General features: G+C 66.3%; 20 protein-coding genes. 10 read left to right on the plus strand and 10 right to left on the minus strand.

Features of this window, described 5'->3' with window-relative positions; genetic code table 11:
- Positions 1-130 precede the first annotated feature (130 nt).
- On the plus strand, positions 131-958 hold the full coding sequence (locus HWX25_RS22985) for a ferritin-like domain-containing protein (RefSeq protein WP_175910682.1): 828 nt from the start codon (positions 131-133) through the stop codon (positions 956-958).
- 71 nt (positions 959-1,029) lie between these two features.
- Entirely contained in the window at positions 1,030-1,539 is a 510-nt protein-coding gene (locus HWX25_RS22990; RefSeq protein ID WP_175910683.1) for a hypothetical protein, read from the plus strand.
- On the opposite strand, the gene HWX25_RS22995 is transcribed toward HWX25_RS22990, so the two are convergent.
- The 3 genes from HWX25_RS22995 to HWX25_RS23005 form a co-directional block, all read right to left on the minus strand.
- Positions 1,533-2,978 carry a DEAD/DEAH box helicase gene (locus HWX25_RS22995; RefSeq protein WP_175910684.1) on the minus strand — a complete coding sequence of 482 codons (1,446 nt, stop codon included), beginning with the start codon at positions 2,976-2,978 and terminating at the stop codon, positions 1,533-1,535. The two genes, HWX25_RS22990 and HWX25_RS22995, sit on opposite strands and share 7 nt — an antisense overlap.
- Positions 2,979-3,106: 128 nt before the next feature.
- Complete coding sequence (locus HWX25_RS23000) at positions 3,107-4,405, minus strand: cytochrome c (protein ID WP_059528091.1); 1,299 nt, start codon at positions 4,403-4,405, stop codon at positions 3,107-3,109.
- A 19-nt stretch (positions 4,406-4,424) separates the two neighbouring features.
- Positions 4,425-5,189, minus strand: a complete 765-nt coding sequence (locus HWX25_RS23005) for a c-type cytochrome (RefSeq protein ID WP_059528087.1) — start codon at positions 5,187-5,189, stop codon at positions 4,425-4,427.
- A gap of 377 nt (positions 5,190-5,566) precedes the next feature.
- Here HWX25_RS23005 and HWX25_RS23010 point away from each other — a divergent pair, with 377 nt between their 5' ends.
- A complete protein-coding gene (locus HWX25_RS23010; protein ID WP_175910686.1) occupies positions 5,567-6,499 on the plus strand; it encodes a CopD family protein in 933 nt (310 codons plus the stop codon).
- Between the two features lie 139 nt (positions 6,500-6,638).
- Here HWX25_RS23010 and dgoD read toward each other — a convergent pair whose 3' ends face one another.
- Complete coding sequence (dgoD, locus tag HWX25_RS23015) at positions 6,639-7,787, minus strand: galactonate dehydratase (protein ID WP_040144789.1); 1,149 nt, start codon at positions 7,785-7,787, stop codon at positions 6,639-6,641.
- Positions 7,788-7,906: 119 nt separating this feature from the next.
- On the opposite strand from dgoD, the gene HWX25_RS23020 reads away from it, so the two are divergent.
- The gene (locus HWX25_RS23020; protein WP_236873194.1) at positions 7,907-8,626 is read left to right on the plus strand and encodes a FadR/GntR family transcriptional regulator; all 720 of its coding nucleotides are present in this window, start codon (positions 7,907-7,909) and stop codon (positions 8,624-8,626) included.
- Between the two features lie 21 nt (positions 8,627-8,647).
- Here the strand turns inward: HWX25_RS23020 and HWX25_RS23025 are convergent, their stop codons facing one another.
- Positions 8,648-8,893, minus strand: a complete 246-nt coding sequence (locus HWX25_RS23025; protein WP_059528077.1) for a DUF1272 domain-containing protein — start codon at positions 8,891-8,893, stop codon at positions 8,648-8,650.
- 108 nt (positions 8,894-9,001) lie between these two features.
- Here HWX25_RS23025 and HWX25_RS23030 point away from each other — a divergent pair, with 108 nt between their 5' ends.
- Positions 9,002-9,349: a GFA family protein gene (locus HWX25_RS23030; RefSeq protein WP_175910688.1), complete on the plus strand. Its 348-nt coding sequence runs from the start codon at positions 9,002-9,004 to the stop codon at positions 9,347-9,349.
- Between the two features lie 34 nt (positions 9,350-9,383).
- Here HWX25_RS23030 and HWX25_RS23035 read toward each other — a convergent pair whose 3' ends face one another.
- Positions 9,384-12,476, minus strand: coding sequence for a biosynthetic peptidoglycan transglycosylase (locus tag HWX25_RS23035; protein WP_175910690.1), 3,093 nt, complete (start codon positions 12,474-12,476; stop codon positions 9,384-9,386).
- A gap of 400 nt (positions 12,477-12,876) precedes the next feature.
- Here HWX25_RS23035 and HWX25_RS23040 point away from each other — a divergent pair, with 400 nt between their 5' ends.
- Together HWX25_RS23040 and HWX25_RS23045 are read left to right on the plus strand one after the other, a co-directional pair.
- Positions 12,877-13,269 carry an MAPEG family protein gene (locus HWX25_RS23040; protein WP_175910692.1) on the plus strand — a complete coding sequence of 131 codons (393 nt, stop codon included), beginning with the start codon at positions 12,877-12,879 and terminating at the stop codon, positions 13,267-13,269.
- Positions 13,270-13,595: 326 nt separating this feature from the next.
- Complete coding sequence (locus HWX25_RS23045) at positions 13,596-13,880, plus strand: PAAR domain-containing protein (protein ID WP_011657840.1); 285 nt, start codon at positions 13,596-13,598, stop codon at positions 13,878-13,880.
- A 10-nt stretch (positions 13,881-13,890) separates the two neighbouring features.
- Here HWX25_RS23045 and HWX25_RS23050 read toward each other — a convergent pair whose 3' ends face one another.
- Both HWX25_RS23050 and HWX25_RS23055 read right to left on the minus strand, forming a co-directional pair.
- Complete coding sequence (locus HWX25_RS23050) at positions 13,891-14,202, minus strand: cupin (RefSeq protein ID WP_059528060.1); 312 nt, start codon at positions 14,200-14,202, stop codon at positions 13,891-13,893.
- 94 nt (positions 14,203-14,296) lie between these two features.
- On the minus strand, positions 14,297-14,980 hold the full coding sequence (locus HWX25_RS23055; protein WP_175910695.1) for a DJ-1/PfpI family protein: 684 nt from the start codon (positions 14,978-14,980) through the stop codon (positions 14,297-14,299).
- 116 nt (positions 14,981-15,096) lie between these two features.
- On the opposite strand from HWX25_RS23055, the gene HWX25_RS23060 reads away from it, so the two are divergent.
- The 3 genes from HWX25_RS23060 (at position 15,097) to HWX25_RS23070 (ending at position 18,273) form a co-directional block, all read left to right on the plus strand.
- Entirely contained in the window at positions 15,097-16,065 is a 969-nt protein-coding gene (locus tag HWX25_RS23060; RefSeq protein WP_175910697.1) for a GlxA family transcriptional regulator, read from the plus strand.
- A gap of 232 nt (positions 16,066-16,297) precedes the next feature.
- On the plus strand, positions 16,298-17,272 hold the full coding sequence (locus HWX25_RS23065) for a LysR family transcriptional regulator (protein WP_059690628.1): 975 nt from the start codon (positions 16,298-16,300) through the stop codon (positions 17,270-17,272).
- 290 nt (positions 17,273-17,562) lie between these two features.
- Entirely contained in the window at positions 17,563-18,273 is a 711-nt protein-coding gene (locus HWX25_RS23070; RefSeq protein WP_175910698.1) for a hypothetical protein, read from the plus strand.
- Between the two features lie 49 nt (positions 18,274-18,322).
- Here HWX25_RS23070 and HWX25_RS23075 read toward each other — a convergent pair whose 3' ends face one another.
- Both HWX25_RS23075 and HWX25_RS23080 read right to left on the minus strand, forming a co-directional pair.
- Positions 18,323-18,892, minus strand: a complete 570-nt coding sequence (locus HWX25_RS23075; RefSeq protein ID WP_175910700.1) for a hypothetical protein — start codon at positions 18,890-18,892, stop codon at positions 18,323-18,325.
- Between the two features lie 285 nt (positions 18,893-19,177).
- The coding region (locus HWX25_RS23080) for a hypothetical protein (RefSeq protein WP_244138789.1) at positions 19,178-21,228 on the minus strand (2,051 nt) is incomplete at its 5' end.

Below are 21,228 nucleotides of genomic sequence, written 5' to 3' on the forward strand. Positions count from 1 at the left end.
GCTAAGATGCCAGGATGGTTCGGCCGGACCAACTCACTAAAAATGCAAGCAAAACGTCGCCTGCGGGCGCGCCGGGCCTGTGCCGAAGATCGGGGCCGGCCGGCCGCGCGACGACTGGGAGCGCACCACCATGCCTACTGAAACGACGCATGTCATGCCGTGGCGTATCGAGGACATCGACCTCAACCGGATCGATCGTCAGCGCGCCGCCGCGAACGAGGATCTGCTGCTGTTGCTGTGCGCGTCGTCGTTCATCGAAAGCGGCTCGGATCTCTACACGAGCAACCTGAGCGAGTTCTTCAACGACGATCCGGAAGTGTCCGCGTGGCTCAACACTGCGTGGGAGCACGAGGAACTGCAGCACGGGCGCGCGCTGAAGGCGTACATCGCGCACGTGTGGCCCGAGTTCGACTGGGATACTGCGTTCGCGAATTTCTTCGCCGAGTACTCGAAGACCTGCTCGGTCGACGCATTCGAGAAGACCCGCGCGCTCGAGATGGTCGCGCGCTGCGTTGTCGAGACGGGCACGGCCACGCTCTATCGCGCGATCAACGAATGCTCGGACGAGCCGGTGCTGAAGGAAATCACCGACAACATCCGATCGGACGAGGTGCGCCACTACAAGCACTTCTTCAAGTTCTTCAAGAAGTACAACAAGCTCGAAGGCAACGGCCGGTTCGCGGTGCTCGGCGCGCTGACGCGCCGCGTGCTGGAAATCAAGAACGAGGATTCGGAGATCGCGCTGCGCCACGTGTTCGCGATTCGCTACCCGGACCGTGTCGGCGACAGCCAGTACAACCGCGAGCGCGTCGCGCGCATCAGCTCGCTCGTGCGGCGCAACCTGTCGGCCGACATGTGCGTGAAGATGCTGCTCAAGCCACTCGACCTGCCCGCGAAGATCCAGCCGAGTGTCCACTATCCGCTGACGAAGATCACGCGGCACGTGTTCATGCGCTGATCGTCACCGCGCGGTCCGGCGGCGCGCGTATGCTTCGGCATCATCGTCTGCTTTTCACCGGGCCCGCCATCATGACCGATACCCATCGCCACGCGCTCGAACAATGGACGTTCGACGCGTGGCCGCCTGCCGTCGTTTCGCTGTTCGACGGCGCCGCGCTCGAACGCCATGCCGACTTCGCCGCATCGCTGATCGTCGCGACCGACGATGGCCAGTTGCGCACGACGCTGCTCAGCGTCGGCGAGATTCATGCACGCGACGCGCACACGCTGCTGCTTGCGCTATGGCCGCAATCGCGCGCGGCGCGCGCGCTGGCGCAACGGCGCGCGGCCGCGTTGACGCTCGTCGCGGACGGCGCATTCTTTCAGGCACAACTGAGGATCGAGCCGCTCGAAGGGGACTTCGGCGGACTGGCCGGGTTCGCCGCGACGATCGCGCATGGCGATGCGCAGCGGGTCGGCTATGGGCGTCTCGCGACGGGCGTCACGTTCGCGCTGGAAGGGCAGGCGCGCGCCGAGGTGCTCGCGCGCTGGCAGCGCCAGGTCGAGCACCTGCGGCGCGCGGCCGCGCGGCTTCAGTGACCGCGCTGGCCGCTGCGCGACGAACGGTTGCGGTTGGCGTGCGCGGCGTTGCCGTTCGCCGGACGCGCGCCGTTGCCGCCTGACGGGCGACCGCCGCCGCCACCGGCATTGCCGCTCGCGCCGCCGGCCGTGCGCGGCTTGGCCGCCTTCGCGGCCTTCGGTTGTGCATTGCCGTCGCGCTTCGCGGCCGGCTGGCCAGCGCCGCCTGCACGCGGCTGGCGATTGCCGCCGCCGCCGCCGTTGCCGCCGCGCGGCGGCTGCCCGCGGCGTTGCTGGATCGGCTCCGGCTTCGCGTTCGGATCGGGTTCGAAGCCCGCGATCACTTCCTGCGGAATCTCGCGCTTGATCAGCCGCTCGATGTCGCGAAGCAGCTGCTTCTCGTCGACGCACACGAGCGACACGGCTTCGCCCGTCGCGCCCGCGCGGCCCGTGCGGCCGATCCGGTGCACGTAATCCTCCGGCACGTTCGGCAGGTCGAAGTTGACGACGTGCGGCAGCTGGTCGATGTCGATCCCGCGTGCGGCGATGTCGGTCGCGACCAGCACCTGCAGCGTGCTGTTCTTGAATTCCGCGAGCGCGCGCGTGCGGGCCGACTGGCTCTTGTTGCCGTGGATCGCCATCGCGCTGATGCCGTCCTTCGTCAACTGTTCCGCGAGCCGGTTCGCACCGTGCTTGGTGCGCGTGAACACGAGCACCTGGAACCAGTTGTGTTCGCGGATCAGATGCGTGAGCAGCTCGCGCTTGCGATCGCGGTCGACCGGGTGGATCTTCTGCGCGACGCTTTCCGCGGTGGTGTTGCGGCGTGCGACCTCGATCAGTGCGGGCGAATCGAGCAGGCTGTCGGCGAGCGACTTGATCTCGTCCGAGAAGGTCGCCGAGAACAGCAGGTTCTGGCGCTGCGGCGGCAGTTTCGCGAGCACGCGCTTGATGTCGTGGATGAAGCCCATGTCGAGCATCCGGTCGGCTTCGTCGAGCACGAGGATGTCGAGATCCGACAGATCGATCGTCTTCTGCTGCATGTGGTCGAGCAGACGCCCCGGCGTCGCGACGACGATGTCGACGCCGCGCTTGAGCGCATCGATCTGCGGATTGATGCTGACGCCGCCGAACATCACGGTCGAGCGCAGCTTCAGGTATTTGCTGTACGCGCGCACGCTTTCCTCGACCTGGGCGGCGAGTTCACGCGTCGGCGTGAGGATCAGCGCGCGCACCGCGCGCTTCGCGCCGCGATGCTCGGCATAGAACGTGTGCAGGCGCTGCAGGATCGGCAGCGTGAAGCCGGCGGTCTTGCCGGTGCCGGTCTGGGCGCCGGCGAGCAGGTCGCCGCCGCCGAGGACGGCGGGGATCGCCTGCTGCTGGATGGGAGTCGGCGACGTGTAGCCGAGCTCGTTGACCGCCTTGACGAGCGGTTCGGCCAAGCCGAGAGATTCGAAAGACATAGATACCACTCTTGAGTTTTATGATCGGCGACGCCTCGCGCGGCCCGCGCGGGGAACGGCGTCGCAAAAAGCAAAGGGGCGCGGCTGCGGTTTCCCGCAGCCGCGCCCCCGTGTGTGTCGCGCGTTATTTAGTCAAGCGGCGCGGAACGCAGGTCGCTCACCTGTTGCGGCGAGATCGGCGTACCGTTGTTGCCCCACGACATCCGGATATACGTGACGACCGCCGCGACTTCCTGGTTCGACAGCGACTGCGCGAACGGCGGCATCCCGTACGGACGCGGATTCTTGAACGTGCTCGGCGGATAGCCGCCATTCAGCACCATGCGGATCGGGTTGACCGCCGATTCCATCACGATCGAATGGTTGCCCGCGAGCGGCGGATACGCCGGCGGCTTGCCCGCGCCGGTTTCGGCGTGGCAGGTCGCGCAGTTATCCGCGTAGATCTTCTTGCCCTGGTCGAACAGCGCGTTGCCGAATTGCTTCGACGGCTCGTACTGCATGTTCTTCGGCGCTTCAGCCTTCTGCGGGATCGACTTCAGGTACGTCGACATCGCGCGCGTATCTTCGTCGCTCATGTACTGCAGGCTGTTGTGCACGACGTCGGCCATCGGGCCGAACACCGCGCCCTTGTTCGACACGCCGGCCTGCAGCAGGTCCGACAGCTCCTGCACGTGCCAGTCGCCGAGGCCGAGTTCCTTGTCGTTCGTCAGCGACGGCGCATACCAGTTCTGCAGCGGGATCAGGCCGCCTGCGAAGGCCGCCGAGCTCACCGGGCCGCCCATCATGTTGATCGACGTGTGGCACATCGAGCAGTGGCCGAGGCCTTCGACGAGGTACGCGCCGCGGTTCCATTCGACCGACTTGGTCGGATCCGGCTTGTATTCGCCTTCCTTGAAGAACAGCGTGCGCCAGCCGATCAGCAGGTTGCGGTTGTTGAACGGGAACTTCAGTTCATGCGGACGGCTCGGCACCGAGACCGGCGGGACCGAACGCAGGTACGCGTAGATCGCGTCCGAGTCGGCACGCGTGACCTTCGTGTAGCTCGCGAACGGGAAGCCCGGGTAGAGCAGGCTGCCGTCCTTCGAACGGCCGGTGTGCATCGCGCGGTAGAAGTCGTCCGACGTCCACTTGCCGATACCGTCCTTGTCGTCCGGCGTGATGTTCGGCGTGTACATCGTGCCGAACGGCGTCGCCATCGGCAGGCCGCCCGCGAACGACTTGCCGCCGCGCACGGTGTGGCACGCGATACAGTCGCCGACGCGCGCGAGATATTCGCCCTTCTTGATCAGCGCGGCCTGGTCGGCCGGCGTGGCCGCGACGGCAGCGTTGCCGTGCAGCGTGTCGTTGCCCGGCCAGAGGACCGGCACGAGGGCGGCAGCCGCGACGATCGCGACGGCCGAGAGTGCAAACAGGGACTTGCGTTTCATTGTGTCTGTCTCCCTTGCCTTATTGCGGTTCGCTGCCGCAGGCGAGCGGAGTCTTCATCGAACGCGCCGGGGCCGGCACGGGGTTGGCGGGCGCCGGTTGCGCGGCGAGCCATGCGGTCACGGCCGTCACGTCTTCGTCCGACAGCTTCGACGCGATCTCGTGCATGCAATCCGGTGCCTTCGCGTGGCGGTTGCCCGAGCGCCATGCGCCGAGCTGTGCGCTCAGGTAATCGGCGTGCAGGCCGACGAGGCCCGGGATCGCCGGCTGCATGCCGGTCAGCCCAGCGCCGTGGCAGGCCACGCAGGCCGGCAGCTTGCGCGACGGATCGCCTTGCGTGACGAGCTGCTTGCCGCGCGCGAGCGTGGCGGCCGGCAGCGTCGGCTTGGCCGGCGTCGGGTACGGCGGACGCTCGGCCGAGAAGTGCTCGGCGATCTCTTTCAGGTAATCGTCGTTCAGGTACGTCAGCAGATAGTTCATCGGCGGGTACTTGCGCCGGCCATCACGGAAGTTGACGAGCTGGTTGTACAGGTACTCCGCCGGCTTGCCGGCAAGCCGCGGGAAATAGTCGTTGTCCGTACCCTGGCCGTGAACGCCATGGCATGCGGTACAGCCGCGCACACGCTCGGCCATCGTATCGGGTGCCTTGAGCGGCGCCTGCTGGGCGTGCGCTTGCTCCGTGGGCTTGGTCTGCGCTTGAGCAGCGCTCGTAAGGCCCGCGCCACCGATCAGGAGAACGGCAAGCAACGGACGGAAGAGGCGTCTTGAAGACACACGAGACTCCATGTTTATTCGTCGGGGACCTGTCCGGGCTACGATCGGCTCGGCGCATGGACGGCAGGACAGCCGGGCTGCTGCGACGCGGCATTCTATCATCGATGGGTAATGACGGCTATTTGGCAAAAGGACATCGGTTCCTGCCTGTTTGCGACTTGCGACAATTTGACGCGCTTCGTGCACGGGTTGTGTGAACCGGCGTGCGCTTTGACCATCGAAGACCGTACACTCGCGGGTCGCGCGGCGCCGCCTCCGCCGCAGACCCAGTCATTTCTCCCGTTTCCGGATTCATCGATGACGTTCCCTACCGTGCCGTTGCCGTCTTCCCGCTGTCGTTCCACTTGCCGCCGCGTTGCGGGCCGGCCGTTCCCGGGAGGGCGCGCGCGATGAGGATCGACAGCTTGTGGATCGGGCAGGTCGCGTTGGCGGCATTGATGGACGCGACCTTCGCGATGGCCGTCGGCTCGGCGCTGCTCAAGGCGTGGCTCGGCAAGGACGGCGCGCGGCCGGTCGTCGCGCCGTCGCATCCCGCATGGCTGCGCGCGCAACATTCGCTGGTCGCGGCGGCGCTGGCGCTCGTGCTCGCCGATCTCGGCTGGCTGGTGTACGAAGCCGCGTCGATGAGCGGCGCGGGGCTCGGCGGTGCGTTCGCCGCGATTCCCGTCATGCTCGCGCAGACGCACACGGGCTTCGCATGGAGCGTCGCGTTCGCCGGCGCCGTCGTGCTCGCGATCGTCGCGCTGGCAAAGCCGGAGGGCCCGGTCGCGCATGCGGTGCTGTGGCTCGCGGTGATCGTGGTCGCGGCCGGCAAGGCGTCGCTCGGCCATGCGGCCGACACCGGCCCGCTGTCCGCGGCGGTCGGCGTGCAGACGCTGCACCTGCTCGCCACCGCGGTGTGGGGCGGCCTCGTGCTCGCGGGCGGGCTCGCGGTGCTGCCGGTGCTCGGCTCGTCGGTCGCGCGCGGCGCGCTGATCCGGATCGGTCAGCAGCTGTCGCGTACGTCGACGATCGCGGTCGTGTTCGTGCTCGGCACGGGCGTGCTCAATGCGCTGCGCGGGCTCGGCGGCTCGCTCGCACCGCTCGACGGCACCACGTGGGGGCGCGTGCTGCTGCTCAAGCTGCTGCTCGTCGCGCTCGCGCTCGTGCTCGGCGGGTTGAACCGCTTCTCGGCGCTGCCGCGCCTGCGCCGGACCGCGTCGACCGAAGACGCGTACACGTTCCGCAACATCCTGCATCTCGAGGCGCTGACGATGATCGGCGTGTTCGTCGCGGCCGCCGTGCTGTCGTTCAGCGTGCCGGGGTTCGCGGCGCTCGGCTGACGGCCGGGGCGGCGCGGTGGCGGGCCGGGTGCCCGCGCGTCGCGTGCTGCAGATACAAAAACGGCCGCCTGTCGGGCAGCCGTCGCGAAGCCGTTGCGCGGCATGCACGCCGCGCAACGCGCCTCATCTCACTCCCTCATCACCATTCGGCGACGCTGCCGTCCGCGTGACGCCACACCGGGTTGCGCCAGCGATGCCCCGTCTTCGCCATCTCGCGCACTTTCTCCTCGTTGACGTCGATGCCGAGCCCCGGGCCCTGCGGGATCGCGACGAAGCCGTCTTCGTAGCGGAATACTTCGGGATTGCGCAGGTAGTCGAGCAGGTCGTTGCCCTGGTTGTAGTGAATGCCGAGGCTCTGTTCCTGGATGAACGCGTTGTAGCTCACCGCATCGAGCTGCAGGCACGCGGCCAGCGCGATCGGGCCGAGCGGGCAGTGCAGCGCGAGCGCGACGTCGTAGCTTTCCGCGAGCGTCGCGATCTTGCGGCACTCGGTGATGCCGCCCGCGTGCGACGCATCGGGCTGGATGATGTCGACGTAACCGCCCGCGAGGATGTGCTTGAAGTCCCAGCGCGAGTAGAGCCGCTCGCCGAGCGCGATTGGCGTGTTGGTCTGGTTGACGATGTCGCGCAGCGCCTCGGCGTTCTCCGACAGCACCGGCTCCTCGATGAACATCAGCTTGTACGGATCGAGCTCCTTCGCGAGCACTTTCGCCATCGGCTTGTGCACGCGGCCGTGGAAGTCGACGCCGATCCCGACGTGCGGGCCGACCGCGTCGCGCACCGCCGCGACGTTCGCGATCACCTGCTCGACCTTGTCGTAGGTGTCGACGATCTGCAGCTCTTCGGAGCCGTTCATCTTCACGGCCTTGAAGCCGCGCTCGACCACCGCGCGCGCGTTGTTCGCGACGTCGCTCGGCCGGTCGCCGCCGATCCACGAATACACCTTGATGCGGTCGCGCACCTGGCCGCCGAGCAGCGCGTGCACGGGCACGCCGTGATGCTTGCCCTTGATGTCCCACAACGCCTGGTCGACACCCGCGATCGCGCTCATCGTGATCGGGCCGCCGCGGTAGAAGCCCGCGCGATACATCACCTGCCAGTGATCCTCGATCAGCAGCGGATCCTTGCCGACCAGATAATCGGCGAGTTCGTGCACGGCGGCTTCGACCGTGTGCGCGCGGCCCTCGACGACCGGTTCGCCCCAGCCGACGATCCCTTCGTCGGTTTCGATCTTGAGGAACAGCCAGCGCGGCGGGACGACGAAGGTTTCGAGGCGGGTGATTTTCATGTCGCGAGTCTCCAGGGGTGACCGGCGCGGACGTGCCGATGCGGCGCCGGTCGAATGCGTGACGGTTATCCTAGCGTAGCCCGATAAAAAATAGTATTAATAGCACTATTGTGCAGATAGTGGGCAGCCGCGGCGTTGCCCGTCACCGGAGAACGATCATTCAACGCGACCTGCATGGACAGACGGCCTTCCGGCTGGCGACGGCGATCCTGCGCGGCGACTATCCGCCCGAATCGCTGCTGCCGCGGGAGCCGGACCTGATGGAGATGTTCGGCGTGAGCCGCACGGTGCTGCGCGAGGCGCTGCGCACGCTGACGTCGAAGGGGCTGGTCGAATCGCGGCCGAAGGTCGGCACGCGCGTACGGCCGCGCCGCGCATGGAACCTGCTCGACGCCGACCTGCTCGACTGGTACGCGCGTGTCGCGCCGCCGCTCGCGTTCGCGCTGAAGCTGCAGGAGATGCGCGAGATGATCGAGCCGCATGCGGCCGCGCTGGCCGCGCGCGCGCACGGGCCGGGCGCCTTCGACGCGATCGAGGACGCGGTGCGCGCGATGGCCGCCGCGCGCAACGTGGACGAATGGGTGCGCGCGGACCTGCGCTTTCACCTGAGCGTGCTGGAGGCCGGCGGCAACGAACTGCTGGTGCCGCTCGGCGCGCTGATCGATCGCACGCTCGAGGCGCAGCTGCATCTGAACGCGCGCCGGGCGCATGTGTTCAATGCGTCGCTCGCCGAGCACGCGGCCGTCAGCGACGCGATTCGCGTGCGCGACGAGGACGGTGCGCGCCGCGCGATGGCGTCGCTGCTCGCGGTGACGCGCGCGCGGATCGAGATGTCCTGACGGGGAGGGGAGTGCGGGCCGTCAGTGGTTCGCGCAGCCGCCCGGCTTCAGCACGCGTTGCGTCGACGCCGGATATTTCGCGAGCAGGCTCGCCGGACGGCGCGGCCGCACCACCAGGTCGCCGCCGCAGTTCGGGCAGCGGCCCTTCAGCACGTCGTCCGCGCAGGTCGCGCAGAACGTGCATTCGAAGGTGCAGATGCGTGCGTCCGGCGAATCGGGCGGCAGGTCCTTGTCGCAGCATTCGCAGCCGGGGCGCAGTTCGAGCATGGTGGTTTTCCTCGTGGTCGGAGTGGGGTCGGGACAGGTGCCGCGGCACGTTGCGAGCGACGCGGGTGCGCGCTACTGTACTCGTTTGAGCCGCCCCGGGAGACGACCATGCTTTATCGTGGAAGCTGTCACTGCGGCGACGTGAAGTTCGAGGTGGAAGGCGACCTGCAGGGCGTGATGGCCTGCAACTGCTCGATCTGCCGGCGCAAGGGCGCGCTGATGTGGTTCGTGCCGCGCGATCACATGAAGCTCCTCACGCCCGACGAACATCTCGCGACCTATACGTTCAACAAGCACGTGATCCGCCATCGCTTCTGCAAGCGCTGCGGGATTCATACGTTCGGCGAGGGGACCCATCCGGACGGCACCGCGATGGCCGCGATCAACGTGCGATGCCTCGAGGATGTCGATATCGACGCGCTGCCGGTCACGCACTACGACGGCCGCTCGCACTGAGCGGCGCGTCGTCGCGTGAGCGCACGGGCCGTCGTCAGGACGGCTCGACCGGCGCGGCCTGCGGCGCCGGCGTTTCCGCCTGCGGCGCCGGGCCCGCCGTGACGGGACGCTCGATCAGCGGCGCGAGCGCCGGCGCCATCGACTTCAGCAGCTGGACGGCCATTGCGCTCGTGAAGTCGTAGCGTGCCGCGTACGGCTCGTGCGCGGTCGCCGTCAGCACGCCGAAGAAGCGGCCGCCGAGCACGAACACGAACGTGCCGCTGCGATTGACCTTGCGCGACTCGATCAGCCGCGCGCCGCGCGCGTAGACGTTGAAGCGCTGGTCGCCCGTCCCGGTCTTGCCGTACACCTGGAGCGTCTTGCCGTCGGGCAGCGTGAAGCCGCCCGCGAGACGCCGCGCGGTGCCGTTGAGCACGACGTCGCGCAGCAGCGTGCGCGCCACGTCGACGATCTCCGGCGACAGCATCGGCTGCGGCTGCGCGGCCGCGCGCACGAAGCGCGTTTCGTACGGCGTGCCCTTCGCGAAGTCGAGGCGCGTGATCGTCTCGGTCGGCGCCTTCTGGCCACCGTTCGCGATCAGGCCGATCAGTTTCGCGAGCGCGTCGGGCTGGTCGCCCGATGCGCCGATCGCGGCCGCGTATGACGGCGTGACTTCCGCGAACGGGTAGCCGAGCGCACGCCACGCTTTCGTGATCTCCCCGTACGCGCGCAGCTCGACCATGTGGCGAATGCGCCGGTCCTGGGTCGCGTGGTAGCGCGTCTTGTACAGCCACGAGTACGTGTAGAAGCGCGCATCGCGGCTGTCGCGCTGAACATCGCCGAGCGGCGCGTTCGGGTGGGCGCGCAGATAATTGAGCGTCCACAGCGCGAGCGGGTGGACGCTCGCGATATAGCCGCGATCGTTGAGGTTGAACCGGTCGATCGCGTACTTCGCGTAGAGCGCGGCGAGATCGTCGTCCGACAGCGTCGCGGCCGGCGTGCCCTTCAGCTGCGCGCGCATCCGCGCGCTGAACCACGCGAGCGATTCGTTCGGCGCGACGCTGCGCAGCACCGTCGCGATCTTCGGCGGCGACTTGCGCACGTCCTGCAGCATCAGCGCGAGCGCGTCGTCGGGCGCCTTGCCCGCATAGCGCGTGTAGTAGCGCTTCACGTAGACCTTGCTTTCGCCGTCGACGAACTGCTCGAGGTAATGCTTGCGCTGCTCCGGATCGCCGAGCCACGACGACGACGGGCCGGCCGCCTGCAGCATCTCGTAATGGACGATGTCGCGCATCAGCCGGACGAACACGAGGTTGACCGAGTGCTCGAACGCCGCATGCAGTGTCAGGATGCGGCCGTTGTCCGACTTCTCGAAGTTCGAGAACACCTGCGCGCCGCCGCCCGTGTAGAACACGTCGGGGCTCGCCGAGTACTTGCGTTCGACCGCCGCGTCGAGCATCGCCTGCAGCGAGCGATCGCGCGTATGCGACAGGTAATCGAGCGCCCAGCGCGACAGTCCGTCGATCGGGTCGGGCTTCACCTTCGCGAGTTGCGCGTTCGACAGGTTGCCGTAGCGCGCGTGCAGGTCGGAGACGATCTGCAGGTAGGTGATCAGCGTGCGCAGCTTCGCGGTCGAGCCGAGGTTGATGCGGCCGCCGCGGTTTACGTCGAACGGCTGGTTCACGCTGTCGGTCTGCACGCGCAGCATGTTCGCGCCGTTGCGGTGCTCGTACAGCGTGAAGCTGTACGTGAGGTGCGACGGGTCGTCCTTCGGCGCGAGCATCTCGAAGCCGTACAGGCCGGCGGCCTGCGCGCCGTCGCGGGTCGACGCCCGCGCGAGCCGTTCGGCGACCGCCTGCTGCACGCCGTTGTCGAGCGTGCTGGTGGCTTCGAGGTCGAGCTGGTCGAGCTGGTACAGGTCGCTGATCCCGAGTGCCGACAGCAGCGACGCGCGCGCGGACGACACGGCCTTGCGCGACACGAACGACTGCACGTGCGCGGCGGCCGGCGGCGCGCTGCGCTCGATCTGCGCGGCGAGCGCCGCGTCGCGCAGCGCGGGCGAGATCACGCCGCCGGTCGACAGGAGCCGCAGGTAGCTGTCGGTCAGCTTCTGCAGCGCCGGATAGCCGCGATTCAGGAAGTACGACGGCGCGCGCTGCGCGATGATCAGCGACAGCACCTCGCGGAACGTCTTGCCCTGTTCGTCGACGTTGTCGCCGGTCGTCGGCGCGGACAGGATCCGGTTGACGTCGTTGAAGTCGCGGCCGTACCACGCGGCGAGACCGTCGCCGATGCCGGTGATTTCACCCACGTGCGGCCGCGCGGCGAGCGGCACCGAGTTCAGGTAGCGCACCAGGATCGCGCGCCGCGCGAGCATCGTCTGCGGGCCGTTCAGGTATGCGAGGACCGACGCGGACGCGATCTGCCGCAGCTTCTCCGGGGGCGTCGCGGTGCGGCCGTCGGGCGAATGGCGGAACTTCTCGATCTGTGTCGCGAGCGTGCTGCCGCCGGGACGCGCCTGATGATGGTTGACGACGTGCATCGCCTGGTCGGCGAGCGCGCGGCTGAAGCGTCCCCAGTCGATCGCCGGATTGCGGTTCGGCTGGTTCGCGTCGAGCAGGTAGCGATCCTCGATGAACAGCAACGAATCCGCGATCACGCGCGGCACCGTGTCGAAGTCGGCGTAGACGCGCTGCGGGAACACGGTCGCGAACAGCGGGGCGCCGGTCGAGTCGAACAGCATCAGCCCGGCCTGGTCTTTTTCTTCGTAAGGCAGGAACAGGCCGTGATCGGCGAGCGACAGCATTCGTTGCGAATCGCGCGCCTGCTTGCCGACGACGAAGCCGCGCGCGAGCAGATGCTGCTGGAACGCAGGAATCATCGCGTAGCCGAGGCGCTGGTCGTACGGCCCGTTGGCGGGGAAGCGGATGTGGTCGCTTGCGCCGGCCTCGACGGTGTAGCCGACGTCACGGGTGAGCTCGGACAGGTAGTGCGCCTGCAGGCGCGATGTCGCGATCTCGGTCATCACGAGTCGCGCGACGATCGCGATTGCGATCACCAGCGCGGCCAGCAAGGACCACTTGATCCACGTCCAGACCGAGGCACTACCGGTCACGCGCGGCAGGATGCGATTCAGCGGCCGATTCATGGCGGCGTCTCCCTGAAGGCGCAGGCTCCGGCCGCACCTCATTAAGGATTAGTGTAGTCCTCCGCAGCGGGCTGCCAAGGGCGGTTCACTACCGAGATGCGTCGACGCAACGCACATGCCTGTGACGTGCGGCAATGGGCGGTGCGACGCGGTGGCGCGTGTCGCCGTGGCGTAACGTTTGCGCGCACCGCCTGGCCGCCGGGAACGACGGCGCGTGGCGGCGCCGGCGGCTCACGCACCGGTCTTGTGCATTGCCGTATCGACGGCAAATCGGGTCCGATCCTGTCCGGATCCGTTGCCGGTGTGTGAAGACGCTACGGGTTTCCGCGATAGCCGGGTGCACCGGCCGCAGGTACGATCGCCCGATGTGCAGCGCATGTCCGCATGCATCGGGGGTGCCATGTCGATCCATCCCGTCGCGCTCGTTTGCACGACGATCCTGGGGTTGCTGCTGTTCGGGCTCGGCCTGATCGTGTCCGTTGCGCGCTTCCGGCACACCACCGGTTCCGGATGTGCGTCCGATCCGACCGACGGGTTGCACAAGATCGTGCGCGCGCACGGCAACACGGCCGAATACGCGCCGTTTCTCGCGGTGCTGTTTCTCTATTTCGGCGCACACGACCCGTCGCGCGCGATCGTCTCGTTGATCGTCGCGGCAACCGCGTGCCGCTGTCTGCTCGTGATCGGACTGCTCGCGTGGCCGACGATGGACAGGCCGAATCCCCTGCGTTTCATCGGCGCGCTCGGCACGTATCTGTGCGGCGCCGCGCTTTGCGGCGCGCTGTTCGTCTGAGCGCGTTGCCATCGCCATCGCCATCGCCATCGCCGCTTCGCGGGATCGTGCCGGCGCACGGCTTCGACGAAGCAGTGAATCAGCCAGTCGCACGCGATCGCGATCATTCGCTCGCGTATCGAGTCGGCCTCCATGAAGTGCTTCGGCGTGCATGACATGGTGTCGGCGTACGACGACACCGTGAACGCCGCGCTGAACGACGTGCATTCGACGATCGGCCGCGCGGTGATATCCTCGCGAAACGCCCGCGACCGACGGGCGGATACCGACTGCCCGCGCGCGGCCCGATGCCGCGCTGCGCGGCGTTTCCGAGGGAGAGCCGAAGCATGAGCCGCAAATTCATCCTGAAGGGCGACACGACCGACCATGGCGGTGTCGTGCTCGACGGAATCGCCAATTCGTCGTTCGATGGCCGCGAACTCGCCTATCTCGGCGCGCCGGTGTTCTGCGCCGCGTGCAAGACCCAGGGCGTGATCGTGTCCGACGGCGGCGAGCGGACGATGACCGTGATGGGCAAGGTCGTCGCGCTCGAACACGACCTGTGCCAGTGCCTGTGCACGCCGCAGCCGAAGCTGATCCCGTCGCAGGGGACGGGCACCATCTCGGGCTGACGCCCCGTCGTCAGTCGCTGCCTTCGGTCTCGATCACGAGGATGCGCGCTTCGCCGAGCGGGTGCGCGACGTGTTCGGTGCCGATCGTCGCGTGGAAGACGTCTCCCGTCTCGAGCACCGTCGCGTGCTCGACACCTGCTGCGCGGTAGCGCATCTCGACACGGCCGTCGAGCACCGCGAAAACCTCCTCGCCGTCATTCACATGCCAGCGGTACGGCCGATCGGTCCAGTGCAGGCGGACCGTGATGCCGTTCAGGTTCGCGATGTCCAGCGCCCCCCACGGGCGTTGCGCGGTGAATGCGGTGCTCCGGATGATGTTCATCGATAGGTCCGGTCGGTCAATGCGAATGCTGCCGAGTCGGGCAGGCTGCGTGGCCGCGCGGCCCGCCCGCCCTTCGGTTTTCGTGTGCTTGTCTTCAGCGGGACATCGCGCGCAACGCCGCGTCGATCGTCTGCCTGCGCTTCTCCAGCCCTGCCGCCGAGCGCTCGGTCACGCGCTTCAGTACCGACGCCGGCGCCGTATCCGGCGAGCCCGCATCGAACGGCGGCGCGGGCGCGTATTCGAGCGCCAGCTGGATCGACTGCGCCTCTTCGTCGCCGACGAGTTCGGCGGCGATCGTCAACGCGAAGTCGATGCCGGCCGTCACGCCGCCGCCGGTGATCAGGTTGCCGTCGCGCACCACGCGTTCGCGCACGGGCACCGCCCCGAGCGGCGCGAGCAGCGAATGAAATGCCCAGTGCGTCGTCGCGCGGCGGCCGTGCAGCAGGCCGGCCACGCCGAGCAGCAGCGCACCCGTGCAGACCGACGTCACGTAGCGCGCGGCGGCCGCGCGCTGCTGCACGAACGCGATCGTTTCGGCATCGAGCAGCAGGTCGTTGATGCCGATCCCGCCGGGCACGCAGATCACGTCGAGCGGCGGGCAATCGTCGAACGTGCAGGTCGGCGCGAGCGCGAGGCCGCTGCTCGACGTGACGGTGTCGCGCGATTTCCAGACCAGATGGACGGTCGCGTCGGGCAACGACGCGAGCACGTCGTGCGGGCCGGTGAGATCGAGTTGCTGGACGCCGGGAAACACGAGAAGGCCGATATGCAGGGTCATGCGAACGCTCCGAAGGGAAGGGGATGCGCCACGGCCGGCGCACGATGGACAGATCGATTCTAGGCGCGTAGTGTTTGGCGAAATTGCCATATCACCCACGTTTTCAGCCAATCGCCATGTCTGCCGCTCCGCGCTCGATCATCGTCCTCGCGTTTCCCCGTGCGCAGTTGCTCGACGTGACCGGGCCGCTGCAGGTGTTCGCATCCGTCAACGAACTCGCGCAGGAGCGCGGGCAGCCCGTGCCGTATGCGCCGCGTGTCGTTGCCGCCGAGGCGGGGCCGATCGAGACGTCCTCCGGCCTCGTGGTGATGGCCGATTCGCTGCGCTCGGCCGGGCGGCCCGATACGGTGATCGTGGCCGGCGGCAAGGGCGTGCACGCCGCTTCGCGGGATGCGCGGACGGTGCGCTGGGTGAGGCAGCAGGCGCAGCGCGCGCGACGTGTCGCATCGGTCTGCACCGGCGCGTTCCTGCTCGCCGAGGCCGGCCTGCTCGACGGGCGGCGTGCGGTCACGCACTGGGCGCGCTGCGACGAATTCGCGGCGCGCTATCCGAACGTGCGCGTCGAGCCCGATCCGATCTTCATCCGCGAGGGGGCGTTGTGGACGTCGGCCGGCGTGACGGCCGGCATCGATCTCGCGCTCGCGCTGGTCGAGGAGGATCTCGGGCGGGCGATCGCGCTCGACGCCGCGCGCGAGCTCGTCGTGTTCCTGAAGCGGCCGGGCGGGCAGGCGCAGTTCAGCGCGATGTTGTCGATGCAACGTACCGACGACCGCTTCGGCGAACTCCATGCGTGGATCGCCGAGCACCTGACGGCCGACCTGTCGGTGCCGGCGCTTGCCGAGCGCGTCAGCATGAGCGAGCGCAGCTTCGTGCGTCACTACCGCGCGGGCACCGGCCGCACGCCCGCGCGCGCGGTCGAGCAGATTCGCGTCGAGGCCGCGCAGCGTCTGCTCGGCGAAACCGCGTGGCCCGTCAAGCGGATCGCCACGCGGTGCGGTTTCGGCTCGGAGGAGACGCTGCGGCGCAGTTTCGTGCGCGTGCTCGGCGTGTCGCCGCAGGGCTATCGCGAGCGGTTCGTGCGGTAATGTGCCGGTGAGCGGTGAGCGGTGAGCGGTGAGCGGTGAGCGGTGAGCGGTGAGCGCGCCGCGCATGGCGACCGGGGATGGGGTCGTCGCGTCTGGAACTGCACGGATCCGCATCACTTTCCAGTCCGAAACGCTGAGACTATTCAAAAGCGGCAAACAATAGGCGGGGGCTTGTGCCGCGCGGGTTGCGCGCTCTATTCTGTTCCGTTGGCGATTCGAAGGGGGGCGCAGCATGGACCGCATTCAGGCAATGGAAGTTTTCACCCGCGTGGTCGACGCGAACAGCTTCACTCGTGCGGCCGACACGCTTGCGATGCCGCGCGCGTCGGTGACGACCATCATCCAGAATCTCGAGGCGCTGCTCGGCGTGCGTCTGATGCACCGGACGACGCGCCGGCTGTCGCTGACGCCGGAGGGCGCCGCGTATTACGAGCATTGCATGAAGATCATCTCGGAGATCGCGGAAGCCGACGCGAGTTTCCAGACCGGCAACCGCAAGCCGAGCGGCGTGCTGCGCGTCCACATGCCGAGTTCGCTCGGGCGGCGCGTCGTGTTGCCGGCGCTGTCGATCTTCCGGCAGCGCTATCCGGACATGACGCTCGACCTCGGCTTGTCGGACCGTTACGTGGATCCGGTCGAGGAGGGCATCGACTGCATGATCCGGGTCGGGCCGCTCGAGGATTCGTCGATGGTCGCGCGGCGGATCGGGATGCTCAAGCGCGTGACCTGCGCGTCGCCCGACTATCTCGCGCGCCACGGCGAGCCGCAGGAGATCGCCGACCTGGCCGACCATCATGCAGTGAATTTCCGCGCGAGCCACGGTGCACGGGCGATTCCGTGGGTGTTCATGATCGAGGGCAAGCCGGTCGAAGTGCGGATGAACGGCAGTGTCACCGTCAACGATTCGGATGCGTACGTGACGTGCGGGCTCGAAGGATTCGGGATGATCCAGCCGACGCTGTTCATGGTGCTGCCGCACCTGCGCGACGGCTCGCTGGTCGAGGTGCTGCCCGACTGCAATCCGAAGCCCAAGCCGATCTCGATCGTGTATCCGCACAACCGGCATCTGTCGCAGAAGGTGCGCGTGTTCGCGGACTGGATCGCGGAGCTGTTCGAGTCGACGCCGGCGCTGGAGGGCGGGGAGAACTGGCGGGGGAAGGTGCGGGCGGAGGTGCCGGACGCGCAGCGCGGGGCGGTGGTGGCATAACGCGCGGGACGCACGCCTGATGGACAGGCGGCGCGCGAATCCGCGCCCGCCCGGATGATGCAATGAAAAAAGCCGCTGATCCTTTCGGAACAGCGGCTTTTCGCATTTGGTGGCGAATCAGGGATTCTGGCGCTATCGGCCGCAAACCCTTGTGCTACCGTGCTTTCACCAGGCTGTAGCAGTAGTATCGGGGCAGCTCGCTGTAGCAGTCAAGCCACCGTCCATTGTTGCGTTATGGGCGGCTCTCTTGCAAAAATGCATGGTCAAACGAATGGCGAACATCTGGTCTCATGGACGACCGTTACCGGCAGCAGCTCCCCGCTGACCTCCAGGCTCTCGCGCAAGATATTGAGGGCCTGAGCGGTTTCGTCATTCAGGTTGAGGTCGATGCTGCTCGTAGAGGCACCCTCGCGAGCTACGTCGATGAACGTCGCGCGACGTTGCTGCTTCCCCAAGAGGAATTCTTCCAGCCCGCATCAGTTATGCACGAGTTACTCCATCTGCGTCGGTTTCTGGTCGACGGTGTGCCGCAAATTGTGGTGAACGACGACTACCCAGACTGGACCCCAGAATTGGAGGGGGCACTCACAATCCTGGATAACGGCCTCGAGCATCTCGTCATCGTGCCTGATGAGGTCGCGCGATTCCCCGAGCGTCGAGACTACTGGGCCGGCGTCATGACCAGGGTATTTGAGGACATCCGTGTCAATCCATTGACGCCGGATGACAGGCGGCGCCACACGATGTTGAACTGGCTGTTTGCCCACCATATGCTTATGGAGGCACCGCAACTGGAGGCGGCTGATAATCTGGTGCACGAGCTGGGGCTTCGACAGCAGGTTGACGCTTTTCGAAATGCCGTTGTCCCTGCACTTGCTGTGAAGGAGGAGGTCGTCCGGCGCTGTGTCGAGCAGTTGGAGATGCCAGTCGCCGCGGTTGCCCTGAAATATATTGACAGCCCACGGCGGGCGCGAACGATAGCGTTGGAGCGCGCGCAATAGAGCTTGCACGCGTCCCATCAGGTTGCCACTCAAAGACTCGACGGGTGAGTCAATTGCGATGCTTTGCAATGTGTCGCAGTTTGCGCCACCACCCCATCGCTGGTGTGCTCGCAAAAGGCACGTTGGCGTACGCGTAGAGGCCTTGTATCAGGGCCGACAAGCGTTGCTCATTGCTCTCAATGACCGAAAGCAGGTAGGTGAGTCGCCTCTTGCGCTGGTCGTCGTCCATGGCGGTGTGGTGCTCCGTGAGGACAGCAAGTGCAATGCGGAAAGCACGAAGCTGTTCGTACGCGTATGCCACTTCGCCGGCGAGTTCCGGGCCCAGTGAGCCAACCTTGGCTGGCGCGCTGTCAAAAATCGGGTCCGTGGGCGTTGGAATGTTGTACAGGGGAAGGGCCTTATTTTCGTCAATCAGCTGCAGCATTCCACGAAAGCCGTCTTTAAGGAGCGGGAAGGCCTTGGCGTGCGACTCAAGCTCCCCGGCGAGTGCCGCCGCCCAGCTTGTGCTGTCCAGGTGACGACGATACTGCTCCGCCAGGAAGTTGCTGGCATAGGCGACAAGCAGTGTGCCGCTCGCTGCAATGACCGCGGCCGAAATGGCTCCAACCCCGTCTGGCATTTTCTGTCCTTGCTGTCAGCTGGCTGCAGGCATTTTATGGCCCACGTCAGAAAGGAAGGCCCGACACCCTCGGCGCGAGACCTTCCCTACATTGATGCCGCCTGCCTTATTACGACTTGGTCGACTTCCGGGCGGTCTGCCAATGCGTCCGCGAAATCCGGATAGGAGATTGCTCCTTCCTCACCAAAGCAAAAGCTGCAATGCCCAAAAAGTGGCGGTCGTTGAGCCACCCTATTTCACCAGCTTCCTGCAGCATTTCGATGAGGACGTCCAATTTCTCACGTCTCATGTGCAGCGTGAGCGCGCCAGTATGAACGCCTTCTCAAGCGATTCCGACCCTGCTGGACGAGCACCCTTATGAGTAACGGGTTGCGCCACTTTGAACCCGGCACTCTCGAGCCTGTTCGACGCTTGCTGGGAGAGGGTCCATCCGAGCGCAAGAGGGCCAGCCTTTTGCGGCACCTGCAGGGTGAGGAGCCCTCCGCCCAATGCGCAGACCTGACGTCGCAAGGAGGCAACGGCGGCCAAATCGCGTACGCCGTTGGCCTGCTTGATGCCCTTGAACATCCCGTACGTCTGGGGGATTGCTGCGCCGGCCCTCGGCATGGAGTCGGGCATGTCTTGCGATGCCTTGTCGTCATCGGGACTGTTGTCGAGGTCAAGCACAATTGGTATCACTTTCCCGTCACTGGCACGTTTGATGGCGTCGACGATGTCAGACGCTGTGAGGGCTCCCGAACCGTCGAGGTAGCCGCCGTCGACCACATGTCCGTGCACCTTGCCCGCCGCATCGACGAGTGCACCGGCGCGGCTGATACCCGGGAATCGTGCGCTTGAGTAGGTGGCGTCCAGCAGCGAGATATTTCCACCCAAGGCACGATTTACATCGAAGGCGCCCGGGAAATCATGCGTAGCGAAATCCACCGACGACTCGACGACTCGTGCTCCGGTTTCGATGTGAGTCGCCGTATATACTAGCCTGGGCAGAGCGCGCTTGCCGACAACTTTGGGAAAGGCGCGCATCGGGGCGTTCACGAGCGACGGCAAACGCATGCAGACCTCACGATATTCCGGAATGAGATATGACGGAAACTGTTCGTGAGCGCACGTGAGGTTGGCCTTCCAGAGGGCTGGGAGAGCTGCACTTGGAGCTGCATCTCGGGGCAGCAAGGCCTGAATTCCGCCGACTGTAATGAAGCGGGCAAGCCACGGCGCCATCAGGTCCTGTGCAAGTGCCCTCTGCGTGTTATTGAATGCGACGAACGTTGGTTCACCGGGCACCTTACTGCCGCCGCCATGCCCAAGTTGATAGTCGTAGAGAGCTGCGAGGTTAGCGAGGTAGCCGGTAGCACCCAGTGCTCCCCCTGATACGCCTACGATGGCATATGTGTTGCGCAAGATGTTCGAGTCGCCCGCGTTAAGTTCGAAAAGCATCTCGTTCGTCCATTGGGCGGCTCGAATCCCACCGCCTTCAGCCAGAACGATGACCACCTTGCGAGGCGAGCCGCTACTTTCGACGATGGACGCCCAAGTATTGAAATCCTGCTCGATGGAACCTGTCGAAGCGACTGGTGGCGGCGATTCACCGCTCCCAACGTCGTTGGAGGCATCGGCGCGCGTCTTGGCCGCAGTGATAGCGTCATACGAGCCAAACAGCACACCAATGACAACCAGCAATCCCACTCCCAAGAGACACAGCCCAGCAACGGGCAGCCGGTTGCGGGCCAGCAGGAACGATGACCATGCGAACGATACGATGGCAAGCCAGCTGAGAACGCCCGCGTACAGCACAAACAGGCTACCCAGTCGTGCGCCGATTTCCATTGGGTATATCGCAAGCAGGGCCAGGCTGAATGCCGCCAGAACAAGGGTGGTCCACCCATCGCCCACGCAGACGCGTACACTTCGCCAATAGCTGTCCCGGTTCGCATTATCTTTAAGCACGGGCAGGGTCGGCAATCGGGCGACAAACAGTGCGACAAGCGCGCCCAAAACGACAGGGCCGTAGTCCTTGATGACAGCGTCATCTCTAACGATGCCGATACCCATGACAGATGCCAGAGCGAGTTGGACTATCGACGGTGCGTGATGCCATGCGATGCTCCTAATTCGTCCATCCAGTTTGCCGCGAAATGCTTTGCGGGCGTGCATGATGAACGGAACCAAAATCAAGAAGGAACAGTAGGCCGAGAGGCCTACCAATGGCCAGCTCTGTTGATTTCCACCGAGTCTTAACCCACCGATTTCATCTAAATCTGACCCACCCCGAGACAGCGTAGTACATCTATTCCGGTGTGGATAACTCTTCGTTACCTGCTGGTTTTGCCGCTCTTTTT

It is taken from the genome of Burkholderia sp. BCC1640 (assembly GCF_902833125.1).
In the GTDB taxonomy this organism is placed as follows: domain Bacteria; phylum Pseudomonadota; class Gammaproteobacteria; order Burkholderiales; family Burkholderiaceae; genus Burkholderia; species Burkholderia diffusa.

Bases quoted from the DNA above. Each gene is read 5' to 3' on its own strand.
- HWX25_RS22985 (WP_175910682.1), top strand. From the start codon at position 131: ATGCCTACTGAAACGACGCATGTCATGCCGTGGCGTATCGAGGACATC.
- HWX25_RS22990 (WP_175910683.1), top strand. From the start codon at position 1,030: ATGACCGATACCCATCGCCACGCGCTCGAACAATGGACGTTCGACGCG.
- HWX25_RS22995 (WP_175910684.1), bottom strand. From the start codon at position 2,978: ATGTCTTTCGAATCTCTCGGCTTGGCCGAACCGCTCGTCAAGGCGGTC.
- HWX25_RS23000 (WP_059528091.1), bottom strand. From the start codon at position 4,405: ATGAAACGCAAGTCCCTGTTTGCACTCTCGGCCGTCGCGATCGTCGCG.
- HWX25_RS23005 (WP_059528087.1), bottom strand. From the start codon at position 5,189: ATGGAGTCTCGTGTGTCTTCAAGACGCCTCTTCCGTCCGTTGCTTGCC.
- HWX25_RS23010 (WP_175910686.1), top strand. From the start codon at position 5,567: ATGAGGATCGACAGCTTGTGGATCGGGCAGGTCGCGTTGGCGGCATTG.
- dgoD (WP_040144789.1), bottom strand. From the start codon at position 7,787: ATGAAAATCACCCGCCTCGAAACCTTCGTCGTCCCGCCGCGCTGGCTG.
- HWX25_RS23025 (WP_059528077.1), bottom strand. From the start codon at position 8,893: ATGCTCGAACTGCGCCCCGGCTGCGAATGCTGCGACAAGGACCTGCCG.
- HWX25_RS23030 (WP_175910688.1), top strand. From the start codon at position 9,002: ATGCTTTATCGTGGAAGCTGTCACTGCGGCGACGTGAAGTTCGAGGTG.
- HWX25_RS23035 (WP_175910690.1), bottom strand. From the start codon at position 12,476: ATGAATCGGCCGCTGAATCGCATCCTGCCGCGCGTGACCGGTAGTGCC.
- HWX25_RS23040 (WP_175910692.1), top strand. From the start codon at position 12,877: ATGTCGATCCATCCCGTCGCGCTCGTTTGCACGACGATCCTGGGGTTG.
- HWX25_RS23045 (WP_011657840.1), top strand. From the start codon at position 13,596: ATGAGCCGCAAATTCATCCTGAAGGGCGACACGACCGACCATGGCGGT.
- HWX25_RS23050 (WP_059528060.1), bottom strand. From the start codon at position 14,202: ATGAACATCATCCGGAGCACCGCATTCACCGCGCAACGCCCGTGGGGG.
- HWX25_RS23055 (WP_175910695.1), bottom strand. From the start codon at position 14,980: ATGACCCTGCATATCGGCCTTCTCGTGTTTCCCGGCGTCCAGCAACTC.
- HWX25_RS23060 (WP_175910697.1), top strand. From the start codon at position 15,097: ATGTCTGCCGCTCCGCGCTCGATCATCGTCCTCGCGTTTCCCCGTGCG.
- HWX25_RS23065 (WP_059690628.1), top strand. From the start codon at position 16,298: ATGGACCGCATTCAGGCAATGGAAGTTTTCACCCGCGTGGTCGACGCG.
- HWX25_RS23070 (WP_175910698.1), top strand. From the start codon at position 17,563: ATGGACGACCGTTACCGGCAGCAGCTCCCCGCTGACCTCCAGGCTCTC.
- HWX25_RS23075 (WP_175910700.1), bottom strand. From the start codon at position 18,892: ATGCCAGACGGGGTTGGAGCCATTTCGGCCGCGGTCATTGCAGCGAGC.